General features: G+C 47.6%; 25 protein-coding genes. 14 read left to right on the forward strand and 11 right to left on the reverse strand.

The window, feature by feature from the left end; genetic code table 11:
- The first annotated feature begins 23 nt into the window (after window positions 1–23).
- From GSO_RS14200 to GSO_RS14230, 6 genes are all read left to right on the forward strand, one after another.
- On the forward strand, window positions 24–1,019 hold the full coding sequence (locus tag GSO_RS14200; protein WP_010493476.1) for a LacI family DNA-binding transcriptional regulator: 996 nt from the start codon (window positions 24–26) through the stop codon (window positions 1,017–1,019).
- A 475-nt stretch (window positions 1,020–1,494) separates the two neighbouring features.
- Entirely contained in the window at window positions 1,495–2,505 is a 1,011-nt protein-coding gene (locus tag GSO_RS14210; RefSeq protein WP_010493477.1) for an aldose epimerase family protein, read from the forward strand.
- Window positions 2,506–2,831: 326 nt separating this feature from the next.
- Entirely contained in the window at window positions 2,832–3,557 is a 726-nt protein-coding gene (locus GSO_RS14215; protein WP_010493479.1) for a hypothetical protein, read from the forward strand.
- A 313-nt stretch (window positions 3,558–3,870) separates the two neighbouring features.
- Complete coding sequence (locus GSO_RS14220) at window positions 3,871–4,365, forward strand: PTS sugar transporter subunit IIA (protein ID WP_010493480.1); 495 nt, start codon at window positions 3,871–3,873, stop codon at window positions 4,363–4,365.
- Between the two features lie 14 nt (window positions 4,366–4,379).
- Entirely contained in the window at window positions 4,380–4,688 is a 309-nt protein-coding gene (locus GSO_RS14225) for a PTS sugar transporter subunit IIB (RefSeq protein ID WP_010493481.1), read from the forward strand.
- 56 nt (window positions 4,689–4,744) lie between these two features.
- Window positions 4,745–6,196 carry a PTS galactitol transporter subunit IIC gene (locus GSO_RS14230; protein WP_010493482.1) on the forward strand — a complete coding sequence of 484 codons (1,452 nt, stop codon included), beginning with the start codon at window positions 4,745–4,747 and terminating at the stop codon, window positions 6,194–6,196.
- Window positions 6,197–6,318: 122 nt separating this feature from the next.
- On the opposite strand, the gene GSO_RS14235 is transcribed toward GSO_RS14230, so the two are convergent.
- The 10 genes from GSO_RS14235 to GSO_RS14280 form a co-directional block, all read right to left on the reverse strand.
- Window positions 6,319–6,513 carry a hypothetical protein gene (locus tag GSO_RS14235; protein WP_010493483.1) on the reverse strand — a complete coding sequence of 65 codons (195 nt, stop codon included), beginning with the start codon at window positions 6,511–6,513 and terminating at the stop codon, window positions 6,319–6,321.
- Between the two features lie 203 nt (window positions 6,514–6,716).
- Window positions 6,717–7,484, reverse strand: coding sequence for a sulfite exporter TauE/SafE family protein (locus GSO_RS14240; protein ID WP_010493484.1), 768 nt, complete (start codon window positions 7,482–7,484; stop codon window positions 6,717–6,719).
- 119 nt (window positions 7,485–7,603) lie between these two features.
- Window positions 7,604–8,629, reverse strand: coding sequence for a serine hydrolase domain-containing protein (locus GSO_RS14245; protein WP_010493485.1), 1,026 nt, complete (start codon window positions 8,627–8,629; stop codon window positions 7,604–7,606).
- Window positions 8,630–8,710: 81 nt separating this feature from the next.
- Window positions 8,711–9,391 carry a DUF4867 family protein gene (locus GSO_RS14250; RefSeq protein WP_010493486.1) on the reverse strand — a complete coding sequence of 227 codons (681 nt, stop codon included), beginning with the start codon at window positions 9,389–9,391 and terminating at the stop codon, window positions 8,711–8,713.
- 20 nt (window positions 9,392–9,411) lie between these two features.
- Window positions 9,412–10,350: a tagatose-6-phosphate kinase gene (gene lacC / locus GSO_RS14255; RefSeq protein ID WP_010493489.1), complete on the reverse strand. Its 939-nt coding sequence runs from the start codon at window positions 10,348–10,350 to the stop codon at window positions 9,412–9,414.
- A 248-nt stretch (window positions 10,351–10,598) separates the two neighbouring features.
- Entirely contained in the window at window positions 10,599–11,600 is a 1,002-nt protein-coding gene (locus GSO_RS14260; RefSeq protein WP_010493491.1) for a tagatose-bisphosphate aldolase, read from the reverse strand.
- Between the two features lie 57 nt (window positions 11,601–11,657).
- Entirely contained in the window at window positions 11,658–12,176 is a 519-nt protein-coding gene (gene lacB, locus GSO_RS14265; RefSeq protein WP_010493492.1) for a galactose-6-phosphate isomerase subunit LacB, read from the reverse strand.
- 45 nt (window positions 12,177–12,221) lie between these two features.
- On the reverse strand, window positions 12,222–12,650 hold the full coding sequence (gene lacA, locus GSO_RS14270; RefSeq protein ID WP_010493495.1) for a galactose-6-phosphate isomerase subunit LacA: 429 nt from the start codon (window positions 12,648–12,650) through the stop codon (window positions 12,222–12,224).
- Window positions 12,651–12,707: 57 nt separating this feature from the next.
- Window positions 12,708–13,472 carry a DeoR/GlpR family DNA-binding transcription regulator gene (locus tag GSO_RS14275; protein WP_010493497.1) on the reverse strand — a complete coding sequence of 255 codons (765 nt, stop codon included), beginning with the start codon at window positions 13,470–13,472 and terminating at the stop codon, window positions 12,708–12,710.
- A gap of 500 nt (window positions 13,473–13,972) precedes the next feature.
- Window positions 13,973–14,599 (reverse strand): HAD family hydrolase, encoded by a 627-nt coding sequence (locus tag GSO_RS14280; protein WP_010493499.1) that lies wholly within the window; start codon window positions 14,597–14,599, stop codon window positions 13,973–13,975.
- 65 nt (window positions 14,600–14,664) lie between these two features.
- On the opposite strand from GSO_RS14280, the gene GSO_RS14285 reads away from it, so the two are divergent.
- The 3 genes from GSO_RS14285 to GSO_RS16130 all read left to right on the forward strand — a co-directional run bounded on the left by GSO_RS14285 (window position 14,665) and on the right by GSO_RS16130 (window position 19,366).
- A complete protein-coding gene (locus tag GSO_RS14285) occupies window positions 14,665–15,789 on the forward strand; it encodes an exonuclease SbcCD subunit D (RefSeq protein ID WP_010493501.1) in 1,125 nt (374 codons plus the stop codon).
- Window positions 15,786–18,911, forward strand: coding sequence for an AAA family ATPase (locus tag GSO_RS14290; protein WP_010493503.1), 3,126 nt, complete (start codon window positions 15,786–15,788; stop codon window positions 18,909–18,911). The genes GSO_RS14285 and GSO_RS14290 overlap by 4 nt, the downstream gene beginning before the upstream one ends.
- Before the next feature lie 125 nt (window positions 18,912–19,036).
- Window positions 19,037–19,366: a helix-turn-helix transcriptional regulator gene (locus tag GSO_RS16130; RefSeq protein WP_010493504.1), complete on the forward strand. Its 330-nt coding sequence runs from the start codon at window positions 19,037–19,039 to the stop codon at window positions 19,364–19,366.
- A 135-nt stretch (window positions 19,367–19,501) separates the two neighbouring features.
- Here GSO_RS16130 and GSO_RS14300 read toward each other — a convergent pair whose 3' ends face one another.
- Window positions 19,502–20,020, reverse strand: a complete 519-nt coding sequence (locus tag GSO_RS14300) for a PadR family transcriptional regulator (protein WP_010493505.1) — start codon at window positions 20,018–20,020, stop codon at window positions 19,502–19,504.
- A 146-nt stretch (window positions 20,021–20,166) separates the two neighbouring features.
- Here GSO_RS14300 and GSO_RS14305 point away from each other — a divergent pair, with 146 nt between their 5' ends.
- The 5 genes from GSO_RS14305 (at window position 20,167) to mutY (ending at window position 25,039) form a co-directional block, all read left to right on the forward strand.
- Complete coding sequence (locus GSO_RS14305) at window positions 20,167–21,630, forward strand: YhgE/Pip family protein (protein ID WP_010493506.1); 1,464 nt, start codon at window positions 20,167–20,169, stop codon at window positions 21,628–21,630.
- Window positions 21,631–21,677: 47 nt separating this feature from the next.
- Window positions 21,678–22,262 carry an NAD(P)H-dependent oxidoreductase gene (locus GSO_RS14310; RefSeq protein WP_010493507.1) on the forward strand — a complete coding sequence of 195 codons (585 nt, stop codon included), beginning with the start codon at window positions 21,678–21,680 and terminating at the stop codon, window positions 22,260–22,262.
- Window positions 22,263–22,376: 114 nt separating this feature from the next.
- The gene (locus GSO_RS18250) at window positions 22,377–22,520 is read left to right on the forward strand and encodes a hypothetical protein (RefSeq protein WP_005684115.1); all 144 of its coding nucleotides are present in this window, start codon (window positions 22,377–22,379) and stop codon (window positions 22,518–22,520) included.
- Between the two features lie 498 nt (window positions 22,521–23,018).
- Entirely contained in the window at window positions 23,019–23,495 is a 477-nt protein-coding gene (locus GSO_RS14320) for an Hsp20/alpha crystallin family protein (RefSeq protein ID WP_010493513.1), read from the forward strand.
- A gap of 428 nt (window positions 23,496–23,923) precedes the next feature.
- Entirely contained in the window at window positions 23,924–25,039 is a 1,116-nt protein-coding gene (mutY, locus tag GSO_RS14325; protein ID WP_029345626.1) for an A/G-specific adenine glycosylase, read from the forward strand.
- Window positions 25,040–25,093 lie beyond the last annotated feature (54 nt).

Consider the following 25,093-nt stretch of genomic DNA (forward strand, 5'->3'; position numbering starts at 1 on the left):
AGTCAGGGAAACGGAGGGAATCGATGACCACGATTACAGATATTGCGAAGGCGGCGGGGGTGTCGATCGCTACGGTTTCGCGAATTTTGAATTATGACGCGACGCTGGCTGTGACGCCAGAAACGCGGCAGCGCGTTTTGAAGACCGCTGAGAAACTAGCGTATAAACCGCGACGACGCAAACGGGTGCCCACGCAGACAACGGTGGCCCTTGTCCAATGGCGCAGTGAGCAGGAAGAATTGAATGATCTTTATTATCTGCAAATTCAATACGCGATTGAAGCCAAAGCAGCCAGCGTCGGGTACCATTTGCAGAATTTTCACCTTGAGCAGCTGGATAGTGACAGTGTTGCGAACATCCAAGGCATCATCGCTTTAGGTAAATATGACGCAGGTGAAGTGGCTAAAATGAAAGCATTGGGACTACCGGTGGTCTTTGTTGATCAGAACATGCTGGCATTCGACTGCGATTCGGTCACCGCCGATTATGCTGGGCCAATTAAAGAGATCATCGAGCATTTTCGCAAAGTTGGCATTGATGATATTGGCTTTCTTGGCGGACTTGAGACCAGTCGCAGCGGCCGTGAGCAGTTTCAGGATGTGCGCACGGTAACATTTGATCGCGTGGCGAAAGAAGGCGGACTTGCCCGCCCTGAGTTTCGGTTAATCGGCGAATTTACGCCGGATTCGGGCTACCGCTTGATGAAAAAGGCGATCGAAACGTTAGGCGATCAATTGCCGCATGGCTTCATTATCGCCAACGATACCATGGCAGTCGGTGCCTTGCGCGCGTTGAACGAGGCGGGCTTAGCAGTGCCACAACGGGTGTCCGTCATCAGCTTTAACGATGTGGCGGTCGCCAAATTCACGACGCCGCCACTGTCGACGGTTCACGCGGCCACGGATCAAATGGGGCAGACAGCGGTTGAGTTGCTGCAGGCAAGGCTGAGTGACGCCAAGCGGGTGCCACGCCAAGTCAATTTTAAGAGTGAGCTTGTGATGCGGGCTAGCAGTTTGTAGCCTATGCATCACTGATTAAGGAGGGTGTTAACAGCACTCAAATATGACGAACAATATGGAATTAAGCGGTACAACATGGACAGAATAATTAAGTGGAAGCTGTCCGTGTGTTCAAACCAAGTTAACTAGCGAAATGTCTTGATAAGGGCTAAGTCTTACGGTATTGTGGTTCTTACCAAGCGCGAGTATTGGTTTGAACGTCTATCTCAAGCTTTCTCTCAAGTAGCTTTCAACCAGCTAATCGAGAGGAGGTACCGTTGAGAATCTGGTGGCTTATGCGAATCAAAAGTAACGGGGTAGGTTATACCCTTAAAGTTCAGGAGACGGTCACTGTCATGATGATTTATTTCAGAGTGGGAATACCGTTGTTGACGGGACTAAATGAAATGTAGGATTGTCAATCAAGAAAGGAAATATGTAAAACCTTTATTGGTGTCAAAGAGACATTCTTCCACGTTTTATATAGCAGGGTATGATGGACGTTTCAGTTGAACAATATGGTCAGTACCAAGGACACGACTTGTATGAACTAACCTTGACCAATGATCAGGGAATGGTGGTCAAACTGTTAAACTACGGTGCCACTTTGGAAAAAGTACTGCTGCCGGAAGCTGACGGGTTGCACAATATGATTCTCTCGTTACCAAGTCGTGAGGATTACTCAAAAGAGCGTAATTTTCTAGGCGGAACAGTTGGCCGCATTGTCGGCCGGATCCGCGGTCATGTTTGGCAGCACGGCGATGTCAAAGTCGACTTGCCCATGAACGAAGGCAACAATCACATTCATGGCGGGGATGACGGCCTCGATCGGCAAGTTTACAATTTCCGCATCGAAAAAACGGCAACGACCGCCAGCGCCAGCTTTACGTTCGTCGATCCGGACGGCCACAACGGCTATCCCGGCAATCTCAAGTTGCAAGTCACCTACACGCTAACCAACACAAATGCCTTACAGTATCGGGTCGATGCGCTAAGTGACGCGGGAACGCTCTTTAATCCGACCAACCATACTTACTTTGCGCTGGATCAACCAGCCACGATTGATGACACCACGTTGACAATTCCGGCCGATGACTACAAGCCATTAGATGCCGAACACCTGCCAAATCAAGGCTGGCAGCCGGTATCCGGCACTGTGTTCGATTTTCGCCAAGGCCAAAAACTCGGCGATGTCATCCACACCCGCGCCGATCAAATCACGTCCGAGCGCGGCATTAACCATCCATTTCTTTTGAAAGACGGCAAAACACTGGCGGCCAAGCTTCAAACTGCCAAGCACACCATGACTTTAGTCACCACCGCGCCAAGTGTAGTTGTCTACACGGCCAATCACTTCGATGGTACGGGTATTCCCCACAACATCAAACAATTTGACGGTGTGGCGCTTGAATGCCAGTTTGCGCCGGTTAGCGGGGATGACCTCTCGGCGATCACGCTGTTGCCAGGGGAGCCATTTACGTTGGCGAATACTTGGACGTTTGAATAAGAAACATTCGGTAGCTATTCCAGTTTTGTGAGATAAAAAGCAGTATTTATGGAAGAAAGAAGTTTTCCTTAAATCGGGAAGCTTCTTTTTTGTACTTATCAGGTCACGCATCGGTGAAAAGGCGTATTTCTTGTTTTACATAATCGTTTTAGGTATATTGTGGTTGAATTTTGATGATGCTTTGTGTAAGCGACTTGATGCCTAAATCGACAAGTGCCAAAGTTAATTTATGTATTTCAAAAGAATGGCCAATATTTCTAATTACGGGAAATGTGCTGTGGCGCTTGTAACGGCGGCAATCGGATGATCTTTTGGAGGAAACTATCATGAAAACAAAATGGCAACACTTACCAAGCGCATTCCAAGGGATGATCCTGGGTGCCATTTGGTTTGCCTTAGCCTTGGTGTTCATCGGCTATAATTTTCCGACTGCACAAAATTTGGCACCAACCTCTTTTTCGCCGCTTGTTCCATTACTATCAAGGGTCGGCGGAGTTGTAACCGCTGATTGGATGCAATTTTCGTTCTGGTTTATTCTTTTTCTCACGTGGTACGGTTTTTATCGTGTTAACAAACGGAGTAGCGGGCAACGTTCACTTCGGCAAGTGCTGCAGGCAGTAGTACCGTTGTGGTTGTTTGCTATTGTCATCATTTTTATGACGACTTTTTGGCTACCAATAACCGGCTTGGAAAAGTTGTCAATGCTCGAACGATCAAGTGTGACGTTGGGATTGCTGATCTTTATGGCATTGTTTGTTGGATCTCTACGACTATACAGTGAAATGTTTCGCTATAGCTCAAAGCAGGGAAGGGCGATTAGAGTGGCTTGCTGGATCGTTTTCCTTTGTGGGATCGTCTATTTGATGACAAACTTAAGCTTGACTCTTCACGGAGAGCAGATTTTGGAAAACACGTTCTTCTTCGGTCATACTGGCCAAAACACTTGGTCCGTGTCATTTTGGCCAAGTTGGGCGATTGCTGTTGGGTTAATTTTATTGACTTGGGTCATTATAGGCAGAAAGCAAGTTGAATTTCGTCATTACCAAAATTAGCATATTTACGCTTATAATTATTGTGATTTAGTTAATTGAATAGTCTCAAAGCAAATGGTCAGCAATTTAATTGTTGGCCATTTGTTTAAATGTGTTCTTTTTTGTTACACAATATTGATACGATTGCCAAGGAGAACATAAAAATGCAAAGTTCACCCGATGCTCTAAGTGCCTGCATAACAAGGGATCGAACACAAGTAAAAATCATTGATCCGTTTTGCAAACCTTTTCTAAGATTCCCTTGACTACTGAAAGCGTTTGAATATAATTAAGAGTGAACAGAAACAAACATTAATTAACAGGAGTGAAGGAAATGGCTGAAGCGCTTGAGAGTGACCTTTTTGATTCAAAATTAGTTTTTGTCGAGGACGGTGATAATCAGGATACCATCTTTAAACAAGTTTCCGACCGGCTGTTGGCAGCAGGCGCAGTAAAATCGGATTTCTATCAGCACCTTAGTGAACGGGAAAAGAGCTATCCGACAGGTATTGACATGAGTGTTGTCAATCCGGCATACCCGAATGTTGCGATCCCGCACACAGAAGGAGAATTCGTTAATGTGCGCAAAGTTGTGCCGATCCGCCTCGAGAAGCCGATTGAGTTTGCGAATATGATTGCGCCAGATCAAAAGCTCCAGGTTAGTTTTCTGTTCATGATTTTGAACAATGATCCTGAAGGCCAAGCCAATGTCTTGGCTCAGATCATGGATTTTCTGACGACGTCTTCTGCTGAAACATTGAAGAGCCTGTTCCAGGCAGAAGACCCGGCAACCATTTATAAAATTTTAGTAGCAGGTTTTAAAAAATAAGGAGGACTTTTGTTATGACAGTTAAGATTTTGGCAGCTTGCGGTGCAGGTGTTAACTCCAGTCACCAAATCAAGGATGCTATCGAAAAGGAATTCAAGAAGCGCGGTTACAACGTGCAAGCTGATGCGGTGATGGTCAAAGATGTTAATGAAGACATGATGAAAAACTATGATATCTTCACACCGATTGCGAAAACAGACTTAGGCTTTACCCCCACAATTCCAGTAATTAACGCAGGTCCGATTTTGTACCGGATGCCTGCAATGGCTAAACCAGTTTATGACAAGATTGAAGGAGTTATTAAAAAAGAAAATCTGAAGTAGGCTTATGATCTGATGGCGATGAACCATCGGATACATATAAGGGAGTGAGAAGTTTCATGCAAACCATTATTGACTTGGCTAACACCATTTTTAAGCCAATTATCGATTTAGGGGCAGCACCGATCATGTTGATCGTGCTAACCTTGATCGCTTGGGCAGTTGGTGTTAATTTCTTCCATGCGTTGGAAGGTGGCATCAAGCTTGCGATTGCGATCACCGCGATCGGGAGTGTTATCGGTTTACTGACCACAACGTATCAGCCTGCGCTGAATGCGTTTGTTAAATCAACTGGCATTAATCTTTCCATCACCGATTTAGGCTGGGCACCACTGGCAACGATTACTTGGGGTTCACCATACACATTATTCTTCTTAGCAATTCTGGTAATCGTTAATCTGATTCTCTTGTTCTTGAATCGCACGAATACGTTGGATGTTGATATTTTTGATATCTGGCACTTATCATTTACCGGTTTACTGGCTATTTATTTCGGGGCCAACTTGTTTGTTGCTACTGTTTTGGTCATCTTTATTGGCATTTTGAAGATCATCAATTCTGATCTTATGAAGCCAACGTTTAATGATTTACTTGATGACTGGGAAAACCCAATGACCACAACCCATTTGAATTATATGATGAACCCAGTCATCATGATCTTTGATAAGCTATTTGACAAGTTGTTCCCATGGTTAGACAAATACGACTTTGATGCTGCAAAGCTGAATGAAAAGATCGGCTTCTGGGGCAGTCGATTTGCCATTGGGATTTATCTAGGAATCTTTATCGGATTAATCTCCCATCAGAGTGTTAAATCCATTGCAACGCTGGCCTTTATGGCTGCAACCTGCTTGGAGCTGTTTAGTATCATCGGTTCTTGGTTTATTGCCGCTGTTGAACCACTGTCACAGGGTGTTAGTGATTTTGCCAACAAACGTCTTGGCGGCCGGATGCTGAACATCGGACTTGACTGGCCGTTCTTAGCTGGCCGTGCCGAAATCTGGGCAGCTGCCAACGTTTTGGCACCTATCATGTTGCTTGAAGCACTGGTTTTACCAGGCAACGGGATTTTACCTTTAGGCGGTATTATCGCCATGGGTGTTACCCCAGCGCTGTTAGTTGTTACGCGTGGTAAGATCATTCGGATGATTGTCATTGGTGCAATTGAACTGCCACTGTTCCTTTGGGCAGGCACACTGTCAGCACCATTCATTACGCACACAGCTCGTGCTTTGCACGCACCTGGCATTCCTTCCACTGGCTTGTTCTCAGCGTCAACCAAGGAAGGCCCGATTGAACAATTCATCGCCGTTCTTGTTGGTAAAGCTTCTAAGGGCGAAATGATGATGGTTCTGTACGCTGCACTGGCATTAGTTGCATACACCGCATTGTTCTTCTGGTATCGCCACGAAATGATGAAGCGGAATCAGAAGTACTCTGACGATGGTAAGGAAGTTGCTGACGATGTTAAATTCGTGCCGACGCATGGCGCAGCTAGCTCAGCCGAATAAGCTTTGTTTGCAAAAGAAAAAGTAAGCTGGAAAAGTCCTCATTCGCTGGGGGCTTTTTTAGTTTGTCATTTAAGCACAAAAAAAAGTTGCGGATATCCGCAACTTAGGAAAAAGAATTATCGTTATTGGTTCAGTCGGTTAGCTCGCCGTTTCTTACGGTCAAAAACATGATCTATCTTGAGAAGCTGATACAGTGCATAACATGCAGTGACCATGACTAAAACTTGAGTAAATGTATTTTTGAAGATTCCATTGACGATTGCGACAAGTGTGACAACGCCAAGCCAGATGAGATAAGTTTTTCTTCGATTTGTCATGAGCAAACACCTCCGCTACTTATTAACTAATTCCATTGTACCGTAGTTTTTGCACAACTTCCACACAATAACAAACTTTTTAAAACAAAAAAGAACAAACAGGTTTCTGGATTTTTTTAAACCTTCACAAAAAAGACTGACCAGCACGTTTAGATGCATGCTAGTTAGTCTTTTCAATATCCAGAGCGTTGATTTTTGACGTGCTAAAAATACGCCTGCACAAACAAATCAGCCGCCAACCCAAACGCAGCAAACGCAATTAAAATCCGAAGTAACTTAACCGGAACATGCCGCACAACGATTGGACCACAGTAGCCGCCGATCAGAAAGCCGATGCCAAGCGGGAGAACTACTAGCCAATCAATTTTGCCAGTCCATGCGTAAATAATCGTCGCGACTGCGTTAGCCATGAAGGCCATGACGTTCTTGAAGGCGTTAAGCACCGCAAAGCGCTGGGGTAGGCTGAGCGTTAAAATTGCGAGGATAATGACGCCGCCTGCCGCACCGAAGTAACCGGTGTAGGCACCGATCAAGAAGAGACCGATAGCTTTTAAAACCAGGCCGAACTTGTTCTGATCGCGTAAGGCAGGGACATTCTTCCGGTCCGCTTGGTGTCCGCTGACTAAGAGAAGAACACCGGCTGACAAGATGAAGAAGGGGACGACGTGTTCGAATGTGGATGCCGGCTCAATAAGTAGAAGTGCAGATCCGAGAATGCCGCCTGCTAGCGTGAGGGCGGTTAAGCCGGTCACCAGTTTGCCTTCACCGCGAAGTTCGCGGGATGATGATGCGGTTGCGCCGATTCCGGAAAGTACCAGTCCGGCCGTGTTGGTCACGTTGGCGATGACTGGCGGAATGCCGGCTATGAGCAGTGCTGGGTAGGAAACTAATGAAGCTAAGCCAGCAATCGAGGCCAATAAGCCGCCGAGGATGCCGGCGCCGATAAAATAAATGAATAACCAAAATGTCATGATTGCGCTCCATCTGCTTTTCAATTTTTCTCTGTTAGTGTCTCGCTAAGACGTCATGAATGTCAAGAAAACCCCGGTTGAAGTCGGTGGCTTCAGCCGGGGTTTCTTGTCTATGAAGTTTAAAGCTCTTGTGCAGCCCGCTGAATTTTATCAACGAATTCTGTCATATCAGCTTGCGGCTTTAGAACATTCGTCAGGGCGACCGCAGCCTTTTTCTGCTTGCGGTTGATGCTGAGTAAGCCGGTATAACCGAGGACACTGCCACTGTTGCCTAACCAGCCGTCAGCAAGCTTGTGCCAGCCGAATCCGTAGCCACCTTCAGCAGCCTTGAAGATGGTTTCCCAGCTTGCGGCTTTGAGTAACTTACCTTTCAAGACAGCTTCCGCAAACTTTTCAAGATCGTCGACTGTTGTGACTAAGCCGCGATCTGGCTGATTTTCGTCACCTTTACCAGCGAGGTTAGGGTTGCCGGCAATCCAGTGATAGCTTTCGGCAAAAGCGTGTGAGGTGCCGATTTTGGTATGTGTCAAAGCCAAAGGATCGTAAATGTTTTCCTTCAAAATGGCTTCAAGCGGGCGTTCCTCAGTGAGCCGATCAAGCACTTCGCCTAATAAAATAGCGTTGGTGGCACTATAAGCAGTCTGGCTGCCTGGCTGGAAGGCTAACGGTTGATCATCAATGACATCCAAGACTTTGGCCAGATCCATGTCAGCGGCATTGTGTTGGTTGATTTGTAAGGCCAGACGCTCAGCCGGCAAGGTGGCTGGAGCGTTGTCCTTGAACGGTTCAGCCATGAGCGTTAAGTAATCAGGAACTCCGCTTTGCATGGTGGCGAGCTGGCCGATGGTGATTTTGTCAGCCTGCTTATATTCAGGCACATATTGTGACAGTTTGTCAGTCAGCTTTAATGCGCCTTTTTCAACAAATTGCATGAGCAAAACGCCGAAGAATTGTTGCGTGACAGTTCCGGCACCGCTGCGTGTATGTGATGCGAATGGAACCTTCATATCGATATGGGCAAAGCCTTGCGAATCTGCTGCTAACTCTTTGTCGGCAGTCACCACTGCGACTGCGCCGTTATAGTGTTCGGTTTGTAAGGAACGACTTAATGGTGATTCATCTTTAACTGATTCTAGTTCTACCATTTATAACGCCTCCAAAATTGAACGATCGGTCGAGTCTTAGCTTGTGCTTGTTGGGGCATCGGCGTCGTCGGCCATGATTGATTAATCTAAATGTGCCACTTTGACGAGTTCGCCTGTCACGCCGACTTGGATTCCTTGCTTGATTTTATCGGTGCGGGTGGCATGAACGACTTGAAACTTGTTTTGCTTAACGATCAGCTTGTTGTCAGTGTGGTAATCAGCTGGTAAGGATTGATTACTGCCGCGGATCAGCATCACGATAAACTTGAACCCACTGGCATGGGTTTCACACGGGCTGTAGTGCAACGTGTCGCTGAAGAATTCAACCACGGTGCCAGCTGGAACGAAGAACAATTTAGCATCCTTTTCCGCGTTGAATCTGCCAGCGTGCATTTGGCCGCGCTTGCCGATGACCATGACGACATCTGTGAAAAAGACGTTCACTTCACTGCCTTGGTGGAATTCCACGGCGGTTAAAGCTTCGGCGTGGCCGGCACATTCGCCTGCTTCAATTGGCAGGCCAGCGAAAACATCGCGGCCGATTTGTTGAACAACCGGGATCTTTTCCATGTCCGGGTTTGACGGAACATAGAGGTTGGCTTCGGTTGGGGCAGGGATGGTCACGTGTTGGTCCATGAACGTCTTGAGCTCACTGACATCGTATTGCGGGTAGGTGACGCCGTAATCGGCAAACACAGGATCCGTTAGCTGATGAATCTGCTTATCTGGATTCAACTGCTGAATCTTTTCAAAAGTTGACATTTGATGGCTTCTTTCCAAAATTAGTAATTTTCAATCGTGACTTTGGCAAAATAGGTATCGAACTTCGCCGGATTGACGAAGCCGGTTTCTGCTTCCATCGTGTTGAGCATCCCAGTGGTCATCGCCGTCTTCATAATGTCTTCGTCAGACTTGCCATCGTGAATGCCCATGGCGAGCCCGGCTAAGGTTGAATCGCCGGAACCAACCGGATTGACGACCTGGATCTTAGGAATGGCGGCGTGATAAAATTCGTCTTGATGCTTAACAAAGGCGCCTGCTGATCCCAAAGAAACGACAATCCAATCAACGCCATCAAAAATCGGATCCTGGAGGTCTTGTTTCAACGCGGCGTAATCGGTTTTATCGACTTCGCGGTTAAGCAGACCAGCCAGTTCTTCTTCGTTTGGCTTGATCAAAAGCGGCTTCACCGGTGCTTCGAGTGCTGACTTTAAAGTGGCGCCCGATGTGTCGAGCAAGACTTTGACGTTTTTGGCGCCGGCGTGGGCGATCATTTGCGTGTAATAGTCTTCGGGCAGTCCTTGTGGCATGGAGCCGGAAATCGTCAGCAGATCGGCTTGATCCAGCAGCTTGTCAAAGTGATCGAGAAACTTTTGCGCATCTTCAGGGGTAATCGTTGGTCCGGCTTCAAGAATTTCGGTTTGCTTGCCGCCATCATGCAGCATCGCGATCGAACTGCGGGTTTCCGCATCGATCGGCAGAAAATCATGGGCGATACCATCTTGATCCAGTTGATGCTCCAACCATTTGCCAAAATAGCCGCCGATAAAACCGGTCGCAGTAAGATCGTGATCCAGCATGTGAATCACCCGGGAAACATTCAGCCCCTTACCACCAGCGGTCTTACGAACATTTTTGACGCGATTCACCGTGTCAATTTTAAGATGTTCGAGTGGGTAGGAAACGTCGATTGAGGGGTTTAAAGTGACGGTTAAAATCATTTGTTCTTCTCCTTCTGAGCGTGAGCTGGCGCGGTTAGGAGCCGGAGTGTAAGTGGCCTTGGGCGTGATGGCCCGTTTTTGGCCATTGCGACCAAGGTCCTTACATGCAGGCTCCTGCGCCAGGGAACGCGTTATGATGAGCGTGAGCTGGCGCGCAGTCATTCAAACGTCATTCTGCGCTTTTGCCGGTCGTTCATTTAATAAAAGCCGATTCCCTGGGGAGTCGGCTTTTATGGCCTACACACGAACTAATCGTGGGTAACCTTGTCCGTCCAAGGGGTGGCAGTTTCAGCCAAAACCTTGTTCAAACGATCGATGTTAGCTTTGCCTTCGGTTTCCAGCCACTTCTTGCCGGCAGCTTCGCCTTCAGCAGCAAATGGCTTAACGCCTGGCTTCCAAGTTGCGCGACCGCAGAGAACACCATTAAAGGTTGAACCTGCTTCCTTAGCGAATTTGAGTTCTTCGAGGAATAATTCATTTGAAACGCCTGCCGAAAGGAAAATAAACGGCAGATCAGTGGCATCTGACTGTGCCTTGTAATACTTCGCGGCTTCTTCCTTGGTGTAAACCGGGGTCATGCCTTCATCGGTGAAGCCTTCAACAAACTTCTGGTCAACTGGCACCTCAACTTTGAGGACAGAAACGTTATATTGTGGCTTGCTGAATTCCTTGGTGATCTTGATAACCTTTTCTGGCTTAGCCTTGGCCCATGCAGCAGTGCCGGTTTCATTGGTCTTGCCATCGTAAGAAACCAATTCAAGGAACAGCGGCAGGTCGTTGGCTTTAGCTTCGGCACCGACACGTTCAACAAAGGCGTACTTGCGATCGTTGATTGAGTCTGGTTCGTCCGGATCAATGTACAGCAAGAACTTAACTGCGTCGCCGCCTTCGTTCTTGATGCGCAAGGCACTCTGGTTGTCGATCAAATCAGGGAAGCGGCCAGGTTCGGTGGCGTCATAACCGGTTTTTTCGTAAGAAAGCAGCAGGCCGGCTTGAGGTGCCCGAACTTTTGCAGCTGGCAAACCATATTCCGGATCCAGCAAAATGGAGCTAGCGTATTTGGTTAATTCTTCAGAAACGGCCTTTTTGAAATCAACAATCGTGGTTTCATCAGCCGGCTTGTTGGCAGCAGCTGCCAGCATTTTCTTCAGGGAACCGCGTTGGTCGATGGCCAAAGCGGAGATAACATTGTTGTCATCGGAAAGTTTTTGTAAGTGTTTAAATTGACCAGCAGTAAGGGTAACAGTCATATGAGAATTCCTCCATTAGTAAAGGCTAGTGAGCGCGTTAACGCTCATGAAGCCAAATTAATCGTGATAAACGCCTTCGTCCCACTTTTCGAGCTCAGCATCGAAGAAGTGCGGATTGTCTTTTTGTTCTGGGTTAGGCTTAGCAATGTTGTCAATCTTGTCGATGATCTTCTTGTTTTCCGGAGTTTCTTTGTAAGTTGCGTCAAGGAAAGCTTTAACCGTATCTTCAATCAAGTGGATACCGGTAACGGCACCGCCAATGCCCAAGACGTTGGCATTCAACTGTTCACGTGCATAAACTGCTGAAGTTGCGTCATTGGCCATCGCGGCACGAACGCCTTCGTTTTTGTCGGCAGCAGTTGAGATACCGATACCGGTTCCGCACATTACGATACCTAAATCTGCGCGCCCATCAGCAACGTCTTCGGCAACGCGTTTGCCATAAATTGGATAGTGAGTACGATGAGTATCATAGGTACCTTCATCAATTACCTTGTAGCCCATGTCTTTCAGCATATTGGAGACTTGGATTTTTTCATTGGTGACAATGTGGTCATTTCCGATTGCAATAATCATTAGGATGAAACTTCCTTTCTTGGCTTAAATAAACGGAGACGTAACTTAGATCATTTTTTCCAACATATCTAACCGAATCTGATGACGGCCACCAGCGTATTCAGTGTCGAGGTAACGTTGAACGATCGCGATGGCGCGGTCAGGGCCGGTGATGCCGGTGCCGATCGCAATTGCCTTGGCGCCGTTGTGTTCCGCGGTCATGTGCGCCGTGTTTTCTTCTTGAACAACGGCAGTGACCATGCCCTTAACTTTGTTGGAAGCCATTGCCGAACCAACACCATAGCGGTCGAACATAATTGCTTTATGAGCGTCGCCGTTCAGCAACTTCTTTGTAACTGCCAAAGCAGATTCAACAAAATCTTCAGCAGGTTCAGGCGTCACATCAGCAACTTGATACTGATGATCCTCCAAATACTTCTTAACCTGTTCCTTCATTGCAAATCCGTCTTTGTCTGCACCAATAATGACATCCATAATTCAATTCTCCTTTGTGTGTGTGAGCGTGAACCGGCGCCTGCGCCAGTAAACGCGTTATGCTTTTCCTACGATAACAGAGGTATACTCACTAAAATGCTGCTTATCGTCAGCGCTGATACCATCATCCGTGATGAGGCCATCAGTCTGATCGAGGTCATAGAAGCTGTAAAAATCTTGTCGATTCAGTTTAAAATGATCCGCAGCAACAAACTTCATGCCGGCATTGTTGAGGGCAATCCGCTGGGTCTGTCCCTCTTCAGGACTGGCATTGCTGATATGGTTGTCGGCAATCCCGTTGACACTGATAAATGCCTTGGTAGTCGTGAGGTGAGCTAACATCTCATTAGCTAAGCTGCCAATGAAAGCACCGGAGCGCTCTCGCAGCTGGCCACCAATTAGTTTCAGTGAAAAATAATCTGCACGATCCTGAAAACTCTGAAAAACAGGAAGGCTATTGGTAATAATGCGCACTTCCGGTTTTTTGAGGTACTGGGAAATGAGTTCCATGGTCGTGCCGGGACCGATGTACACCGTATCGCCTGACGTAATGATGTCTGCGATGGTCGCGGCAATTTTGCGTTTTTCGTTGACATGAATGGATCGCTTCTCGTTTCGGGATAATTCGGTTAGCGGCTTAAAATGCGTGCTTTGGGCACCGCCGTGAATGCGGATTAACTCATTTCGATCGGCGAGCTCTTCCAGATCCCGGCGCACGGTCATGGTTGAAACACCTAAACTATCACCAATTTCGTTAACGGTCACAATCCCTTTGCGATCCACTAAGTTACGGATTGTCAGCAAGCGCTCGTCTTTTAACATTGAATCACCTCACATAATCTGTTCGTTGTTGTTTGTTTTTGTTCCTTATTACATTTTTAAGTTACCACCGGCGACACCATTCGTCAAGCTCATAATGACAATGTTTTCCGTTGATTATATGGTTTTTGGCGACTTGTTTGAATCTTTAAGAAATTGGTTATTACCTGAATAAGCTCACAAATTGCACGAAAAAGTGAACAGAATATAACAGATTTTAACGCTCGGTATATACCGTTCGCACAATTTCTGCTTGGCTTACGGTTGCGATAGGCTAGAAGCCATTTAAAGATGAGCTTTTCTGGTGAAGGAGAAAGTGCGTCATCTGCTGCACCAATCAGTTGATAAAACCAAAGAAAAGTCGATCCCTACAGGCAAAGTTCGTCGAGGGTCGGCTTTTCTAAAAGCTTCTATATGAGTATGATCGATTTCTTGTCCATTTTTTCGGCCTTTTAAAATGACGTTAGCGTAACAAATGCATAGTATATAATAGAAACAACCGTTTATCCTAAGTCGGGCAGCTTCAGCAAATCGGCGGCTTGATGCAAGACAGCGATGCGCGGGGCGACGGCCGGTGAAGGCGGCGTGGTCCATCCGGCAAGCGCAAAAGCGACATTGGCATCGGCGGCTGCTTGGGCATCGGTTGACGTATCACCGATGTAGACCGTTGTTTCAGGGGTGCCGCCCAGCCGTTCACGAGCTAACGTGATCGGATCGCCAAATGGCTTGTTGCGTTTGGCTTCACCAGCGACAACCTCCGTCTGGAAATAAGGGCTGAAGTGATACTTCTTGTCTTCTTCAAGAAACTGCGGTTTATCTTTTGACGTGACGAGTCCGAGTTTATATTGCTGGCCTAACTGTTTAAGAACAGTTTGCATGTTGGGGAACCAGTTCACGTCAGTCAAAAAGGCTTTAGAATCTTCCCGCCATTCTTCGTGAACCGTGGGGATTTCCGCATCGCTAAAGCCGAGCTCTTTTAAGCTGTCGACACCGGCGCGGCCATTGGTCCAAGTCAGATCCTGGATGGGTACCTTGCGACCGTGCCGCATCAGCGTTTTCTGTAAACCGTAGAGATAACCCTCGACATTATCGAGTAAGGTTCCATCGATATCAAAGATAAACGTGTTCATAAATTTTCCTCCTAAATAACCAATATTATTGTAGCAAGTAAGCGGTAACAAAGAAAGGCGTTCAAATGCGATTCTTACACACAGCCGATTGGCATATTGGCAAAAAATTAAACGATTTTGACTTATTAGCAGACCAACAGGCGGTTTTTGATCAGCTGGTGGCGGTTGCGAAGGCACAAAAGGTAGACGCCATTGTGATTGCCGGCGATTTGTATGATCGAGCCTTGCCGAGCGAAGCAGCGGTGGCGGTGCTGGACCAGATGCTCGTGAAGTTGAATCGCGACTTGCATTACCCGTTGTTGGTGATCTCGGGCAACCACGATTCGGCGGTTCGTTTGCGAACCGGTCGTTCCTGGTTTTCCGCCACCCAAATGTATGTCAATACGCAGTTAGCCGAAGCGTTCACGCCGATTGAGATGGATGGCGTTCAATTTTTCCTGCTGCCGTATTTCGAGCCGTTCGCGGTTCGCGAATATTTTCAGGATCAGACCATTACGAACGTCGCGCAGGCGATTCGGCCGATCGTTACCAAGATGAAGACGCTATTCAAACCGGACATGCGGCATATTTTAGTGAGCCATTTTTTTGCGGCTGGCAGTGACCATAGCGCTTCAGAAACAAAGGTGAATGTCGGCGGCTTGGACGCGGTGCCGATCGATGATTTGGCGGCGTTTGATTATGTTGCGCTGGGACATTTACATAATCACAATGCGCTGCATGGCGAGCCGAAAATTCAATACAGCGGCGCTTTGCTGAAGTATGCAGTAGGCGAGGCGAAGCAGGAGAAGGGTGTCTACATTGTGGACACCGAAACGATGCAGCGGAAATTTGTGTCGCTGAAGCCACAGCATGACTTACTGGAATTAAAAGCCAGCTATGCTGATTTGACCGATCCGGCGTATTACCAAAAGCAGGATCGAGATGCCTACATCGGGGTTGATTTAACCGATACCCAGGTGATTCCCAATGTGATGGCTCAGTTGCGGCAGATTTATCCACGCATCATCAGCTTACGCCGCGAAAATGGTGTCCAAGCGGTGAAACCATTACAGCAGCGGCAACGTGATCTGGATCCGGTCAGTTTATTGAAGGCCTTTTATGAAGAACTGATGCAAACAGATCTGACGGCTGATCAGTTAAAATGGGCAAAAGCTGGTCTTGCCGCAGCAGAAAGTGAGCAGAAGCAATGAAACTAAAACAATTACACATGCAGTTTTTTGGCCCATACGCAGATGAAACGGTTGATTTTGATGATTTTCAGACCAGCCCCTTGTTTCTGATCAGCGGTCCGACCGGCAGCGGGAAAACCACCATTTTTGACGCGCTGGTGTATGCCTTATATGGTGAAACTTCTGGCGAGCGTGATGGCGTTCAGATGCGGTCGAATTTTGCCAGCCATCATGATTTGACCAAGGTGACGTTGACGTTTGAGCATGATGGCAAACACTATTCGGTCACGCGGCAGCCGCAACAGTTGCAACAAAAAAAGCGCGGGGATGGGCTTACCGAGGTTAAGGCTAAGGTCGTGCTGGCGATCGCGGATGGCGATAAGCAGGTAGCGGAATATACCAAGAAGAATCAGGTGCAGGCGCAGTTAGATGCGGTTTTGCATCTGGATGCCAAACAGTTTCGCCAGATTGTGCTGTTGCCTCAAGGTGATTTTCGGCACTTTTTGGATGCGGACAGCAATGCTAAGGAAGATTTACTACGTGATTTATTTGGCACGCAGCTCATTCAGCGCTGGCAGACAGCGATGTTGGACAAAACCAAAAAGCAGGGCGCGGAAATTCAGGATCAGGAACGCATGCTCAACCTGCTGACATCTCAGTTTGATTTTGAAGTCGAGCCAGATGAAAATGCCACCCCAGCGGACAAGTTGGACTTGATGCGGGAGACTGTCGAAAAACAAGCGGTGACAGTTGCGGCACGACAAAAAGCTGCCGATAGCAGTCATCATGCCTATCAGGTTGCACAGGCAGCGCTTCAAGCAGGCAGACAGTTGGCGCAAGCGTTCAAAGATCGCGAACAGACCACCGCTGCCCTGGCGGAACTCGCTGAGCAGGAACCGGCTCAACAAGACCGACTGAAACGCATGGCTCAATTAACCTGGGTTCAGCAACATGAAGCCGCTGCGCAACGAGTCGAAACCACAGCGCAGGATTTGACAGCCGCGCGGAAGCAAGCAACGCAGACCCAGGCAACTTTGGTGACGATCCAACAGTCCATGGATCAGGCTAAAGCAAGCTTGGCCGAGCTGCAGCAACAAGAGCCTGCCATTGACGCGAAGCAAAAACAGCTTGATCAGCTGCAGGCGGTTCGCGAACAACTTGTTGCCATGAGCGCGCAAAAACAACAGGCAGCGATGAAAGCCGCTGCGGTCACGAAAGCAAGTGCTGCATTGAAGAAGGCGCAGCAAAAACTTGCGGATGATCAACAAACGCTCACCCAGAAGCAAACCGAATTATCTGACTTGTCAGTGACCGATTTAGCAAATCAAGCAGCCGAACATAAACAGTTATTGGCGACCTTGACGCCGATTGCAGCGAACTACCAGGAAGCGCAAAAAGATGCCATTACTTTTGGAGAAAAGTTAGCAAAAGTTAAAGCTTCGTTGGAAAAGGCGACACAGACCAGCAAAACGACAGCGCAACAACTAAATGACCTGCAACAAACCCAAATCAAACAGCAAATTGCCCGGCTGGCGGCTAAGCTGGAACCAGGCACGCCTTGTCCGGTTTGTGGCAGCCTTGAGCATCCCCACCCAGCCGTTGCCACGACTGAACCATTGGTAACCGAGGCGGCCATCAAGCAGGCAGAACAAACGCGTCAGCAGGCTGCCGCAAAAGAAACAACTCTGCAAACGCAGCTTAAAAATCTTGAAGAGCAACAGGCAGCGGCGACCCGAAAAGCTAGTGTTGCCCAACGTGACTTTGTGGAAAAACTGGCCCAGCAACCAAGTCTCCTCAGTTCTGAGGCTGACAATGCCGATATTTTGGTTCAATTGAGTGCGTTTGAAGCTGAGACTAATAAAATCGTGAAGAAGCTGGCAGCGGCCGAGGCAAAACAAACAGCGCTTGAGACAGCATTGAAATCATTGCAAACCGCTGTCACGAAGGATACGGACAAGGTTCAAGCCGCTCAAGATGCAGTTAATACTGCCAAACTTGAGGCCGCTACGGCTACGAGTGCGCTGGCAACGATGCAAGCGGCGCTGCCTGAAGGAACCGGCGATTTGGCAACTGTGACCGCACAGTCAGCGGAACTGACCCAAGCGGTTGACACCTATCAGAAAAACCGCCAAGCCGCACAAGACAAAGTAAGCGACTTGGATCGCCAGCTAGCTGGACTATATGCTGATGAGCGCCACGCCACGGAGCAAATTGCAAAACTGGAAAAGGACCATCAGGAAGCAGCGGCGGCCTTTTTACAAGCAGTAACAGAATATTTTGGTGCAGATGGGTCCAAACAATTTACTGCACTAAAAGAACAGTTGGATCAGTTGCCGATTTTGCAGCAACAGACTCAAGATTATAAGGATGCGGTTTTGAAACAAAAGACGTTATTAGAATCCAGCAATAAAACCATTGGCGATCAGCACGAGCCGGCGCTTGATCAACTTGAAGAGCAGGCTGCTTCGACGGAAGCTGCAGCAACCAAGGCCCAGACCGCATTGATTGAAGTGAAGCAGGCGCATGACACGGCCAAGAAGCTGTTGGAGCAAGCTGCGGACGTTTTGGCAAAAAATCAAACTGCTTTGGCTGCCTATGCTGACTTACAGACGTTAACCACAGTGATGAACGGCAATGGGCCGAAGAAACTGAGCTTGGAGCGGTATGTTCTGCAAGCCTATCTTCAGCAAATTCTGGACGTCGCCAACACGCGGTTGCAGGTTCTGTCCAATCAGCGGTATCAGTTTGTGCTGCACACCGATCTAGGCACGCAGAAAATTCATTCCGGTTTGGAAATCGATGTTTATGATGATCAGGTTGGCGAACAGCGCGCAGTTCAGACGCTTTCTGGTGGCGAAAGCTTCATTGCAGCCCTTAGTCTGGCGCTGGCATTAGGTGAGGTGATTCAACAAGAAAGCGGCGGCATCAACATTGATGCGTTGTTTGTTGATGAAGGGTTCGGCAGCTTGGACACCAATAGCCTTGACGTGGCCATGAACGCCCTTGAGTCATTGGAAGGCGAATCGCGGCTGATCGGCATTATTTCCCACGTCACGGAATTACGCGATAATATTCCCGATCAGCTCCAGGTACAACCGGCAGGAACTGGGCGCAGTCGGCTGAAAGTGCTGCATATGGCTTAGTTAAGGGATGTTGAGCGCGGTGCGACAAAAGTTTTACTTGATAGGAATATACCCATATGGTAATGTTCAATGAAACGATTGGTATTTTTGCAAGCACTGAACATGGCCATTGCCAGGAGGGATTTATGTTTGAAGTAGACTTTAATGATTCAGTACCCATGAACATTGTGCCAACGACTTCGGCAGCTGATGCGTTGAAGGAATTGATGGCGTATCACAATGTTACGCAGTCTGAGTTTGCGGAGCACATTAACGTTTCGCAAAAGCAACTTTCATTTATTTTGAATCGGCATGCGTATATGAGCATCAATGTTGCGCGGAAAATTGAGCAAGCCACTGGTCTGAGTGCTAGATGGCTTTTACAGCTTGACTTTAATTATCGGTTGTCACAGGCTGAGACCAACGACTTTGCTCAAGTTAAACGATTTGACTGGGCGAAACCCCAAGAAAAGTAACTTAATGATGCGTTGATTATTGTTGAACATAAAAAATCGTGAAGCTGACGTTAAACTTCGCGGTTTTTTATGTTTTTGCCACTGCGTTATCTGAGTTTATCTTTATAACTGTCAGACCGGCATGTTCATGGTGTGTCAGTCGGTGGACTTTGCCGGGGTTAGTTCGCGCTGCAGCACCTTTAACTGAGCCTCATACTCCGCAATGCCGATTGTGAAGGAAAGTTTCTGCGGAGGCGTTATATTGGGCCATTCTTGCAAGCGATCCTGTAGTTTATCAATCTGTTCTTTTAGCCAGTTGACTTGTTCCTGCATGATGCGGGTCAGGTCAGCTGGCTTTTCGTATTCGCCGAAGTATAGCCGCATGAGAAAGTCGGAGTGGCGTGTGTCTGGCAGCGTAGGGGTGGTCAGAGAAGCTTCGAATTCTTTTTTGCCCGCTGGGGTAATTGAATAGATGTTTTTGTTGGGGCGGCCAGCTTGGACCACCATTTTTTTAGATACTAGGCCGTTTTTCGCTAGTCGCCGCAGTGTCGGATAGATCATACCAAACGAAGCATCGTAGAAATGGCTGAAAATATCTTTAAAAACTTCATTGAGTTCGTAGCCGGTACGGTCTTTTTTATAGAGCAGACCGAGAATAATTTGTTCGTTGTTCACGGGAATCCCTCCTTAGTGGATGTCCCTACTGTACCACAAGCATATTAACGAAAACAATATTAATGGTTGACACTTGCGCAAACGGGTAGTATTGTCATCCATATGAACGACGTCAATACACACGCAAAACATATGGAGGCATGCAAATGTTCAAAAGCGAATGGTTAGCCGTCCTTAAACGGCCAATGGTAATGGTAGTTCTCTTTTTCATCACCTTGATCCCAGCGATCTACTCTGGTGTCTACCTTTCTTCTATGTGGAACACTTACCAAAATACAAACAATCTACCTGCAGCGATCGTGAACAACGACCAAGGCACGAAGGAAAACGGGAAATCGGTGCATGCAGGGAAAGACTTGATCAAGGGTTTGGTCAGCTCGGGCTCTCTGCAATATGAGGTAACAACGGCTGCCAAAGCAGAGAAGGGATTGAAAAACGGCCAGTATTATCTAGTATTGGACATCCCTAAGGACTTCTCTCGGGCTTCACGGTCATTGCTCAGTACCAAACCGACCGCCATGAATCTCACCTATAAGGTCAATACTGGCCAGGATTATTTTGCCGGACAGATTGCCAAAGGAACCGCCACGGCGATTCAAGCCAACCTCAATAAGGAAATTTCATCCATCTACTACCGTAATCTACTGGCCGGCATGACGACCAGTGGCACAGGGACAAGCAAGCTACTGGCGGGAGAACAAAAAGTAGCTGCTGGACAGACATCCTTGGCTAAAGGCATTGCGCAACAGACGCAAGGAATCCAGAAGCTAGCTGAAGGAATCCCTAACACGGCAAGCACGGCTGAATTGCGTTCTGCTGTGGGTCAGCTGACGAGCTCCGGAACCCAACTCAGCCAATCAAGTCAAACGTTGGCACAAGGAACCGCCAGTCTACAAGCCGCTTTGCAAAAAGCCAAACAAGCCACACCAAAGCTATCTACAAAAGCGAAGAACATTTTGCTCTTAGCTGCCCCGGCGCACTTGAAACGGGTCGATATTTCCAACACGCCGACTAATGGGGTCGGTATGGCACCTTTCGCCATCTCGATTGGCTTATACGTGGGTTGTATCTCGCTGAGCTTTATGTATGACATGTATTCGCCGAAGAAACGGCCGACCCATGCGATGGCTTGGTGGTGGAGCAAATACAGTTTGTTACTAGCCTTAGTGGGCGTCCAAGTTGCATTGCTGGGTGTGGTTGTCTTGAAATGGCTCGGCCTCAACCCGCTATCGGTAGTGAACACGGTCGTGGCAATGACTGTGACCGCCATCACTTTCATCACGTGTGTCTTCGGGCTGAACGTCATTTTAGGGGCATTTGGTAAATACTTGGTGACCATCCTTTTGATCCTGCAGCTAGGAGCGTCCACGGGAGTTTATCCGCTTGAAACCGCTAACGTATTCACGAAAATATCCAGTCCGTTTTTGCCAATGACTTATGGGATCCATGCGTTGCGCCAGGGAATTTCTATCGGTGGCAGCATGTCTCAGGACTTGCTGGTTATGGTTGCCGTGACAGTCGGTATCAATATCCTTGTCATGGGTAAGTTGGAATGGGACCGGCGCCGAGGAAAGTTTGTCGACTTGGCTGAAGAGCTTGTGACGGTGTGATTTGCGGAAGTAGCCAGTTTTCTAGACGCAGAAAGGAATAGATCCTAATGACCAAATTTTTGATTATCTATACGCATCCATACAGCGGCAGTTTCAACCATGCCGTGTTAGAAAAAGTACAGGAAAAGCTGCAACGGCAAGGTGACACGACTGATGTGATTGACCTGTATCGAGATGAGTTTAATCCAACGTATGATGCGGAAGAGTTAAAGTTGTTTCACGCTGGTCAGACCCACGATCCGCTGGTTACACAATATCTGCAGAAGATCAAGGCTGCGGAGGCGCTGATTATCATCACGCCGATTTGGTGGAACGATATTCCAGGGATGCTCAAAGGCTTCATCGACAAGGTAATGAAAGAAGGACCTGGACTGACGCACGTGGTGACCAAGCGTGGTGTACAGGGAACGCTAACCAATATCAAAAAAGGATATATCTTAACCACCTCAACATCGCCGACTTTTTACCTACGTTTCTTTTGTGGTAATGCGGTTAAAAAAGTGCTGATTGGAGCGACTCTCAAGCAGCTAGGGATCCGGCATGTTCAATGGACAAACTTCGGCGGAATTACCAATTCAACCGAGGGACAACGGCGGCTTTACTTGCAATCCATTGATAAAAAAGCTTTTTAACGTACTTGTCAGCAGTCAGATTAAAATTTGGTGTGTCAAGGTGCCATTTAAGTGGTATAACAGAAGTTGAAAGGGTCAAACCTTCTAACTCACACCAAAAAGAGGCGACATCACATGGCATCATTGAGCAAAGAACAGAAGAAAGCTTTGATCGCTAAGGTCGAAAAGGAGCGCCAAGAACATCCTGAAAAGAAACCTAAGAAGTCAGGTTTCGAAACGATTGACGAAGAAGCAGAACGCCTTGAAAATGAAAACTAATTTTTAGCTAAGTCATGGATTCCAAATGAGAAATTGTTTGGGATCTTTTTTTGTTGAGCGCGAACAGGAGCGCTTAGAAATCGGAGTATAAGTGGCCTCGGGCGTGATGGCTGGTCTTTGGCCATTGCGCCCGAGGTCCTTATACGCAGATTTCTGCGACTGCGAGCGCGTTATAGAACGTAACAGCCCAACCTATCTTTGCAGACAATAGAACAAATACCGATGCCGCTAAAATCACTTACGGCCACAACCAAAAGTATCCCGATGATATCTACTTCCAACAAAGGTATAGGTAAATACACAACCCGAAAACACAATAATGACGCCCCATAACAACCGCAAACCAAAATTTTTTCAAAAAATTTTAGCACTCGGCGTTCACAAGTGCTAATTTGTGGTATAACTATAGGTGGAGCGAGGGAGAAGGAACAAAGGCTCCGGAGCTAAGATCGTTCTCCTGAATCCCCAAAGTCTCTGATTGAAAGGAAGTTATCTGTTATGGCTAATGAAGTTATGAATCGTCGTAATAATGAGTTGATGAATGATGTTAATGATCCGTTCTTTGACAACTTGGCGCGTCGGTTCTTCGGCCCGGTATCTGACTGGATGGATTGGGCAACTCCTTCCATTGCCAGCACGGCCGTCAACGGATTGCTGACTGACGTTAAGGAGACCAAGGACGCTTACGAAGTTCATGTTGATGTTCCTGGGATCGATAAGAACAACATCAAGTTGAACTACCATGATGGCATTTTGAGCATCAATGTTCACAAGGATGACATCACAGATCACGCCGACAAGAACGGCAACGTCATGATGTCCGAACGCAGCTATGGCACGATGAGTCGGAGCTATCAACTGCCAAACGTTGATGACAGCAACATCAAGGCAAGCTACAAAGATGGTGTTCTCAACATCACATGCCCAAAGTTGACTGAATCAAAGGAGTCTGGTCACAACATTGAAATTCAGTAATGGATTGAGTAGTGTTTGTCGTCAGGCGGCTCAAGACTCACGAACTGCATCGCAAGCATGATCAGAAGCGGCACCACTGTCGTTGATGGGCAAAACCCAGTAGTAAGCAAAACGAATCGATGAGAATTGCAGCAGTTGCAGTGATCATTGAACCGTAAAGGAAGTCATCCCCATGATACGTATGATCGTGAGGGTGACTTTTTTTTGAGCGCGAACAGGAGTGCTTTGAAATCGGAGTATAAGTGGCCTTGGGCGTGATGGCTGGTCTTTGGCCATTGCGACCAAGGTCCTTATACGCAGGTTTCTGCGACTGTGAGCGCGTTATAGAAAGCGAAAGTTGATCATCCCATTGCCTCAAATAGAACAATCCCCATCAAGCCACCAAACAGTTTCCCAACACCAAACTCCATGGTAAGCTAATCCCTATGATGACAAACAACAAATTAATGGATTGGCCGCCAGAAAAAGTAGCGGCGTTTCAACAGGCACTTTTAGATTGGTATGACGGACACGCGCGAACGCTGCCGTGGCGGCAAGATCATGACCCTTATCATGTGATGGTGAGCGAATTAATGCTCCAGCAGACTCAGGTTCAGACAGTGATTCCGTATTACAAACGCTTCATGACACAGTTTCCAACTGTCGAGGCGTTGGCCGCAGCACCGGAAGCGGCAGTTTTGAAGGCTTGGGAAGGTTTAGGTTATTATTCACGGGCGCGGCGCCTACAGCAGGCAGCGAAACAAATTGTGAACGATTATGGCGGAAAATGGCCGCAGACGTCAGCCGAGTTACAAACATTGGCTGGCATCGGCCCTTATACAGCCGGCGCGATTGCTTCCATTAGTTTTGGCGAAGTTGTGCCTGCGATTGACGGCAATGCGTTTCGGGTATTTGCCCGCTTGTTCAAAGTGGATGCCGATATCGCGCGACCGCAAACGCGCCAAGTATTTTACGATCTGATTCGCCCCTTAATTCCAAAAGATCGTCCTGGCGATTTCAATCAAGCGGTGATGGATCTAGGCTCAAGTTATATGTCCGCCAGTCATCCGGATCCCGAACACTCGCCTGTCCGTGATTTTGATGCGAGTTATCGCGATGGCGTTGTGGCGGATTATCCGGTTAAAACGAAAAAACCGCGACCAGTTGTGCATCGCTATTTTGCTTTAGTGGTACGCTCCGATGCCGGTTACTTATTCGAACAGCGTCCTAGCACCGGGATGTTGGCAGATTTATGGATGTTCCCACTGATTGATATGGCGGATCTCGAAGCAACCATGATGAGCGATCAACTAGATGAAGTGAGCCGGATTTTTGGGGCGTCATCAGGCTTGTCCTTAACGTTTGCCGATCTTGGGGTCAAGCAGGTTCAACATACGTTTACCCACCAACGCTGGCAGATGACATTAATCGGCGCCGATGCCAAAGCCGAAGAGCTGAAGTTTATCCCTGCACGGTGGGTGGCGCCTAAGGATTTTGGCAAAATAGCACTGCCAACCGTCCAGAAGAAGTTGAATCAGGCATTAGGACTGGGTGATTTGGATTAGATTTCGGGCCGTTTATGTCAAGCTTGGCAGCAAGCTGAAGCGGGCCAATTTTTA

The sequence above is a fragment of the Lacticaseibacillus zeae DSM 20178 = KCTC 3804 genome (genome assembly GCF_000260435.1).
GTDB lineage: Bacteria > Bacillota > Bacilli > Lactobacillales > Lactobacillaceae > Lacticaseibacillus > Lacticaseibacillus zeae.